Source organism: Herbaspirillum sp. UBA812 (assembly GCF_002296545.1).
Lineage (GTDB): Bacteria > Pseudomonadota > Gammaproteobacteria > Burkholderiales > Burkholderiaceae_D > Herbaspirillum > Herbaspirillum huttiense.
The window spans coordinates 1-6,268 of the sequence record NZ_DBIC01000028.1 but is presented as its reverse complement, the minus strand read 5'-3'; the positions used below and the strand labels follow the sequence as shown (position 1 = coordinate 6,268).

Here is a 6,268-nt window from a genome sequence, read left to right as displayed (position 1 = left end):
ATCGAACACCGTCAGGCCGCGCTCGGCCGCCTCGGCCTGGATCGCCTTGGACACGCCGTGGGCCGAGAAGATGACCGTATTGCCGGCCGGCACGTCGGCCAGCTCCTCGATGAAGACCGCGCCCTTGGCCCGCAGGTCGTTGACCACATAGGCGTTGTGCACGATTTCATGGCGCACGTAGATGGGTGCGCCGAACTGCGCCAGCGCACGTTCAACGATTTCGATGGCGCGGTCCACGCCCGCACAGAAACCACGGGGCTGGGCCAGCAGGATTTCAGATTCGGCTTGTTCCATGGTCATGGTCATTTCCTTGATTCTTCAAAACATTGCGAGGGCCAACTCGCCAAATGACGAGGCTCTTACAGGATTCCGATGATTTTTACTTCGAACTTCAGCGTTTGCCCGGCCAGCGGGTGATTGAAGTCGAAAATTGCGCCATCATCATCGATCGCTCGCAGGATGCCGGCGAAGCGGCCGCCACCGGGGGCGGCGAAGTCGACCAGGTCACCGACGCGATAGTCCTCATCCATGGACGAGTTTTCTTCCAGCGTGGCACGCGAGATGCGCTGGATCAGCTCTTCGCTGCGCTCACCGAAAGCCTGGGCCGGGCTCAGTTCAAAGGTCTGCTGCGTGCCTTCGGGCAGGCCCAGCAGGCAGGCTTCGAGGAAGGGAGCCAGCTGGCCCTGGCCGAACTGCAGGGTGGCCGGATTTTCGTTGAAGGTGCTGACGATGTCTTCGCCGTCCAGCGAGGCCAGGCGGTAATGCAAGGTGAGATAGGCGTTTTCGGTGACGACGGGGACGGTTGGGCTGGACATGGCTGGGAACGGGCTTGGAAGCGGGAAGGTGCACAAGAGCCCGCTATTGTAAGCCACGTTGGCCCGCTCTGCCGCTGTCAGCTGCATCCGGCTGCGCTGGCGGCGGGCGCATCGGAGACTTCCTTGCGGCGGCGCAAGCGCACTGCGGCGGTGCCGGGCTTCTGTTGGACGGTTGCTGCGGGACCGGCTGCCGTCTTTCCTCTCGAACGCAATATGAAAGGAGATTCATCTCATGACCATGTCCATTGTCGATTGGCCCGCCGCACAGCGGCCACGCGAACGTCTGTTGGAGCTGGGCCCGGCCTGCCTCTCCGATGCGGAATTGCTGGCCATCTTTCTGCGCGTGGGCACGCCGGGCAAGAGCGTCATGGAACTGGCCATGGATCTGCTGCACCGCTTCGGCTCGCTCGAGGGCCTGTGCAAGGCCGTTCAGCGCGATCCCAGTCTGGGCAACGGCCTCGGCCCGGCCAAATGCGCCCAGCTATCGGCCTCTCTGGAGTTGGCCAAGCGCGCCATCCACAGCGACCTGAAGCAGGCATCGGCCCTCAATTCCACGCGCGTCGTGGGCGAATACCTGAAGCTGACCTTCTTCGGCAAGGAACATGAATGTTTCGTCGCCCTCTTCCTGAACATGCGCAACAACCTGCTCGGGACGGAAGAATTGTTCAGGGGCTCGCTGAATCAGACCACGGTCCATCCCCGGGAAGTGGTCAAGATGGCGCTGCGTTACAACGCCGCTTCGGTCATCGTGGCCCACAACCACCCTTCAGGCGACCCGCGGCCCAGTGACTCCGATCTGCGCCTGACCAAGACACTCAAGCAAGCCCTGGAGCTCATCGAAGTGGAATTGCTGGACCACATCGTGGTGGCCGGAACACGCCTGTATTCCTTTGCCGACCATGGCAAGGTGTGAACCGTAACCAGCCAGATCGGCCGCAAAGCCTTTACAGGACTGGGATTGCGCCATTGAGGGTGACAGCGGAAAAACAATGTTTCTTCAATTGTTAAATCAATGAGCCACATCAAGACACAATTGTTTTTCGCAAGTCATTGAAAAAGCAGAGTTTTTTCCATATACTCTCGTTTTTCCCAAATTCGGAAATTTTTAAGGAGTCTCACATGGCACGTGTCTGCCAAGTCACCGGGAAGGGGCCGATGGTCGGCAACAACGTTTCCCATGCAAACAACAAGACCAAGCGTCGTTTTCTGCCCAACCTGCAGAACCGCCGCATTTTCGTCGAATCCGAGAACCGCTGGGTTTCGCTGCGTTTGTCCAACGCCGGCCTGCGCGTGATCGACAAGATCGGCATCGATGCCGTTCTGGCCGATCTGCGTGCTCGTGGCGAAAAAGTCTAATTAGCAGAGTAAAGGAAATCTATCATGGCGAAATCCGGCCGCGACAAAATCAAACTGGAGTCGACCGCAGGTACTGGTCACTTCTACACCACCACCAAGAACAAGCGTACTACGCCCGAAAAGATCAGCATCATGAAGTTCGATCCCAAGGCGCGCAAGCACGTCGAATACAAGGAAACCAAGATCAAGTAATTGATCCCGGTCTCCCGATGAAGAACCCGCAGACTACTCTGCGGGTTTTTTATTGCCTGCTCACTTTGAACGCATTGCGCCGGTCATCCCGCTGTGCACCGCAGCCCTCCCCTCCCGTTTCGGTTTTTGACAAAAACCTTCAGGCCCGTACTGGCCGATGACGAAAAAAATCCCCGCAGATCGCTCTGCGGGGATTTTTTCATGCTTTTCCTTCACTACCGGCTTTTACCCCGGAGCAGCGGCCTGGTCAAAGCCGATCAGGCGTAGCTGCGCAGGCGCAGGGCGAAGTCACGCAAGGCCTTCACGCCGGATGCCTCGGCGCGGGTGCACCAGTCCTGCAGTTGTTGCAGCAGCTGTTCGCGGGTCGAGTGCGAACGCTCCCAGATGGCGCTCAGTTCGATGCGCATTTCGTGCATGGTCTGCAGGGCCTTGCTGTGGGCGAACAGTTCCGACAGTTGCTGCTTCTGGCCATCTTCCAGACGGGTCGGCTCACGCTGCAGCAGCTTCTTGGAAGACTTCAGGAAGCGCGATTCCAGCTGGGCCTTCTCGATCAGGTGATCCAGTTCGTCCTTCCAGGCGCTCTTGAGCGAACGGGCGTACTTGGCAGTCACGTCATAACGGTTGGCGATCACGGACTGCAGGGTATCGAAGTCGATCACCGATTTCTGGCTGTCGAACTTGGGCACCGGTGCCACCTTCTTGACCTTGGCCAGGCCGAAGGTCTCCAGGATGCGGATGTACATCCAGCCGATGTCAAATTCATACCACTTGGCCGAGAACTTGGCCGAGGTGCCGAAGGTGTGGTGGTTGTTGTGCATTTCCTCGCCGCCGATGATGATGCCGATCGGGAACAGGTTGGTCGCTGCATCATTGCAATCGTAGTTGCGATAGCCCCAGAAGTGGCCCAGGCCGTTGACCACGCCAGCCGCCCAGAAAGGGATCCAGGCCATCTGCACCGCCCACACGGTCAGACCGATGGCACCGAACAGCAGCACGTCGATGATCAGCATGATGCCCACACCCTGCCAGCCGTACTTGCTGTAGATGTTGTGTTCAATCCAGTCATCCGGGGTGCCGTGACCGAACTTCTCCATGGTCTCGGCGTTCTTGGACTCGCTGCGGTACAGCTCGGCACCCTGCCACATCACCTTGTTGATGCCGCGGGTCTGCGGGCTGTGCGGATCTTCTTCGGTCTCGCACTTGGCGTGGTGCTTGCGGTGGATGGCGGCCCATTCCTTGGTCACCATGCCGGTGGTCATCCACAGCCAGAGACGGAAGAAGTGGCTGGGGATCGCGTGCAGTTCGAGCGCGCGATGCGCCTGGCAACGATGCAGGTAGAGAGTCACGCCCACGATGGTGATGTGGGTCATCACCAGTGTGTAAATGACAATCTGCCAACCGGACGCGTGCAGCAGGCCGTTGGCAACAAAGTCGAGGATCGCATCAAGGGTCATCAGTACAACTCCAAATAGAAAACAACTATCGGACTACAAAACAGGATTATTACTTGTTCCGTGAAAATGGTTTTATTTTCTTTTAATTGTCCGGCATTGTACGCGAATTCTGTGCCTCTGGGACATCAGGAATTTCCTGGCGCGTACTTTGGCGGAAGCTGCGCTCATCCATAATCCGGATGTCGCGCTTGGGATGGGCCACTTGGATGCCGTGTTGCTTGAAGGCAGCCCAGATGGCGCGATTGACGTCGGACAGCACATTGAGCCGTCCATTTTCCGGGTCGGTGATCCAGAATCCCAGTTCCAGCTCCAAGCCGTCGGCGCCGATCTTGATCAGCAAGGCTTGCGGAGCGGTGTGCTGGGAGACCCTTTGTACCCCAAGTGCGGCCTGTTCCATGATGGACAAGACCGTTTCCACATCGTCCTGGTACAGAATTGTAAGCTGTGTAGCCAAACGTACAATGCGATGGGTCAAGGAATAGTTCTGTACCGGATTGGAGACAAATAGTTCATTGGGCAACACCGATTCGATCCCGTCCAGCCCTTCCAGGATGGTGTAGCGGGTATTGATCTGGGTGACCTTGCCGAAATATTTATCCACGGCAACCATGTCGCCGATGACCATGCTGCGCTCCAGCAGGATCACGAAGCCGGAGACATAGCTGCTGGCAATCTTCTGCAAACCCAGGCCGATACCCACGCCCAGCGCACCACCGAAGACAGACAGCACCGTCAGGTCGATGCCGACCAGCGACAGGCTGACCAGGAAGGCGATCAGGATCAGCAAGGCCCGCATCATGCGCGCCACCACCGTGCGCAGGGAGGAATGCATGCCGCTGAACTTCATGAGGCGGTTTTCCACCACCGTGCCTATCCACAGGGCAATGATGAGCGTCACCAGCACCGAGGCCGCACCTTGCAACATCGTCAACAGGGACACCTTGTGGCGCGCCAGCGGGAAGGTGGTGGTATCCAGATAGTCGACGAAATCCGGCCACAGGCCGGTAATCCACAGCACCACGCACAGCCAGACCAGCAGCGCGATGACCTTTTCCGACAGGTGCAGCAGCGCGCCCACGGTCGCATCCTTCACGAAGATGCCGCGCAATACGTAGAAAACGAAACGCATCGCCACCTGGGCGATGGTCAGGGGGAACATGATTTCCCAGAGCGTGACGGCATGGTGGCCGCGCTTGAGAATGTAATAGGCTCCCGTCAACAGGCCCAGGGCCAGCAGCGGCGAGAGCACGCGGGCGAAGCTCTTGACGCCGATTTGCATGACCAGCGACTGCGCCTCGCCATCGCCCGGCAGCACGAAACGCGCTCGCAGCCAGCGCGAGAGGCCGATGCCGCCCACCAGCGAAAGTGCAATCACCACCAGCTGGCGCAGCAGGTCGACGGTGCTGATATCGGTGAAGAGGGAAAGGAAATGATCGGTCATGGCTGGCCGGGTGAAGAATCAGGGCAAATCAGGGTGCCGCCTGGGCATCCTGGCGGTGGCGCTGCCAGTTGCTGGCGTAGCGTGCAGCCAGTGGCGGGTTCTTGCCGAGGATGAGCACGTTCTCGGCGTTCTTGTGCTGGGCCGACCAGGTGAAGTTGTAGCTGCCCGTGATGACGGTGGCCGTCGGCAAGGCTGCATCGATGATGATGACCTTGTTGTGGGCATTGCGGTAATCGGTTTCCAGCCAGACCGGAATGCCGGCCGCGCGCAGCTGGCGCAGGCGGTCTTCGGAATTCTTGTCGAGCTGGCCGGCATCCATCAGCACGCGCACATCGATGCCGCGCTTGCGGGCCGCTACCAATTCATCCGTAATCGGACGGCTGGTGAGCAGATAGGCTTGCATCAGGATCTGGCGCTGCGCAGAGTGAAGCTGGCCGACGATCAGCGCTTCGATGTCATCCCAGGGCGCAAAGGCGGTTTGCACCGTACCCTGCGCTGCCATCACCGGCGGGGGCGGCAGCGCCTCCCTGGCCTGCAGGCCAGGGGCGGCCGCTGCCAGCAGGCTGGCGGCCAGGCAAGGCAGCAAGCGCCGGCGCATCATGCAGCGGCGCGGCGCTCCAGGACGGCCGCGAAGAAACCGTCAGTCTGGTGCTGGTGCGGCAGCAGTTTCAGATAGTCGCCGGTATCCAGCGCAATCTTCTGCTCGGCCAGCACTTCGCTCATGGGGCGCAGCGTGAAGTCGGGATGCGAGGCCAGGAAGTCGGCGATGACTTCATCGTTCTCTTCTTCCAGGAAGCTGCAGGTGCCATACACCAGGCGGCCGCCCGGACGCACCAGGCGCGCGGCGCTGGCGAGAATCGAGCCTTGCTTGGCGCGCATCTCGGTCAGCGTTTCCACGCTCTGGCGCCACTTCATGTCGGGATTGCGGCGCAGGGTGCCCAGGCCGCTGCAAGGGGCATCCACCAGCACGCGATCGAGCTTGCCAGCCAGGCGCTTGACCTTGGCGTCGT

General features: G+C 59.8%; 7 protein-coding genes and 2 pseudogenes. 3 read left to right on the top strand and 6 right to left on the bottom strand.

Features of this window, described 5'->3' with window-relative positions; all coding sequences use genetic code 11:
- Window positions 1-300: pseudogene (ispH, locus tag B3873_RS01525) on the bottom strand (4-hydroxy-3-methylbut-2-enyl diphosphate reductase); the annotation flags it as partial.
- Between the two features lie 59 nt (window positions 301-359).
- Window positions 360-815, bottom strand: a complete 456-nt coding sequence (locus B3873_RS01520) for an FKBP-type peptidyl-prolyl cis-trans isomerase (protein WP_039785208.1) — start codon at window positions 813-815, stop codon at window positions 360-362.
- Window positions 816-1,053: 238 nt separating this feature from the next.
- Here B3873_RS01520 and radC point away from each other — a divergent pair, with 238 nt between their 5' ends.
- From radC to rpmG, 3 genes are all read left to right on the top strand, one after another.
- Entirely contained in the window at window positions 1,054-1,728 is a 675-nt protein-coding gene (gene radC, locus B3873_RS01515) for a RadC family protein (protein WP_286863683.1), read from the top strand.
- Window positions 1,729-1,934: 206 nt separating this feature from the next.
- Window positions 1,935-2,171 (top strand): 50S ribosomal protein L28, encoded by a 237-nt coding sequence (rpmB, locus tag B3873_RS01510; RefSeq protein ID WP_006463730.1) that lies wholly within the window; start codon window positions 1,935-1,937, stop codon window positions 2,169-2,171.
- Between the two features lie 24 nt (window positions 2,172-2,195).
- On the top strand, window positions 2,196-2,363 hold the full coding sequence (rpmG, locus tag B3873_RS01505; protein ID WP_006463731.1) for a 50S ribosomal protein L33: 168 nt from the start codon (window positions 2,196-2,198) through the stop codon (window positions 2,361-2,363).
- 257 nt (window positions 2,364-2,620) lie between these two features.
- Here rpmG and B3873_RS01500 read toward each other — a convergent pair whose 3' ends face one another.
- The 4 genes and pseudogenes from B3873_RS01500 to B3873_RS01485 form a co-directional block, all read right to left on the bottom strand.
- Complete coding sequence (locus tag B3873_RS01500; RefSeq protein WP_209531973.1) at window positions 2,621-3,817, bottom strand: DesA family fatty acid desaturase; 1,197 nt, start codon at window positions 3,815-3,817, stop codon at window positions 2,621-2,623.
- Between the two features lie 82 nt (window positions 3,818-3,899).
- On the bottom strand, window positions 3,900-5,258 hold the full coding sequence (locus B3873_RS01495) for a mechanosensitive ion channel family protein (protein ID WP_286863682.1): 1,359 nt from the start codon (window positions 5,256-5,258) through the stop codon (window positions 3,900-3,902).
- Window positions 5,259-5,286: 28 nt separating this feature from the next.
- Window positions 5,287-5,859: a phospholipase D family protein gene (locus B3873_RS01490; protein ID WP_204725038.1), complete on the bottom strand. Its 573-nt coding sequence runs from the start codon at window positions 5,857-5,859 to the stop codon at window positions 5,287-5,289.
- Window positions 5,856-6,268: pseudogene (locus B3873_RS01485) on the bottom strand (SAM-dependent methyltransferase); the annotation flags it as partial. The gene B3873_RS01490 and the pseudogene B3873_RS01485, both read right to left, overlap by 4 nt.

What these genes read in the sequence shown, in the direction of transcription:
- B3873_RS01520 (WP_039785208.1), bottom strand. Translation starts at nt 815, where the DNA reads ATGTCCAGCCCAACCGTCCCCGTCGTCACCGAAAACGCCTATCTCACC.
- radC (WP_286863683.1), top strand. Translation starts at nt 1,054, where the DNA reads ATGTCCATTGTCGATTGGCCCGCCGCACAGCGGCCACGCGAACGTCTG.
- rpmB (WP_006463730.1), top strand. Translation starts at nt 1,935, where the DNA reads ATGGCACGTGTCTGCCAAGTCACCGGGAAGGGGCCGATGGTCGGCAAC.
- rpmG (WP_006463731.1), top strand. Translation starts at nt 2,196, where the DNA reads ATGGCGAAATCCGGCCGCGACAAAATCAAACTGGAGTCGACCGCAGGT.
- B3873_RS01500 (WP_209531973.1), bottom strand. Translation starts at nt 3,817, where the DNA reads ATGACCCTTGATGCGATCCTCGACTTTGTTGCCAACGGCCTGCTGCAC.
- B3873_RS01495 (WP_286863682.1), bottom strand. Translation starts at nt 5,258, where the DNA reads ATGACCGATCATTTCCTTTCCCTCTTCACCGATATCAGCACCGTCGAC.
- B3873_RS01490 (WP_204725038.1), bottom strand. Translation starts at nt 5,859, where the DNA reads ATGATGCGCCGGCGCTTGCTGCCTTGCCTGGCCGCCAGCCTGCTGGCA.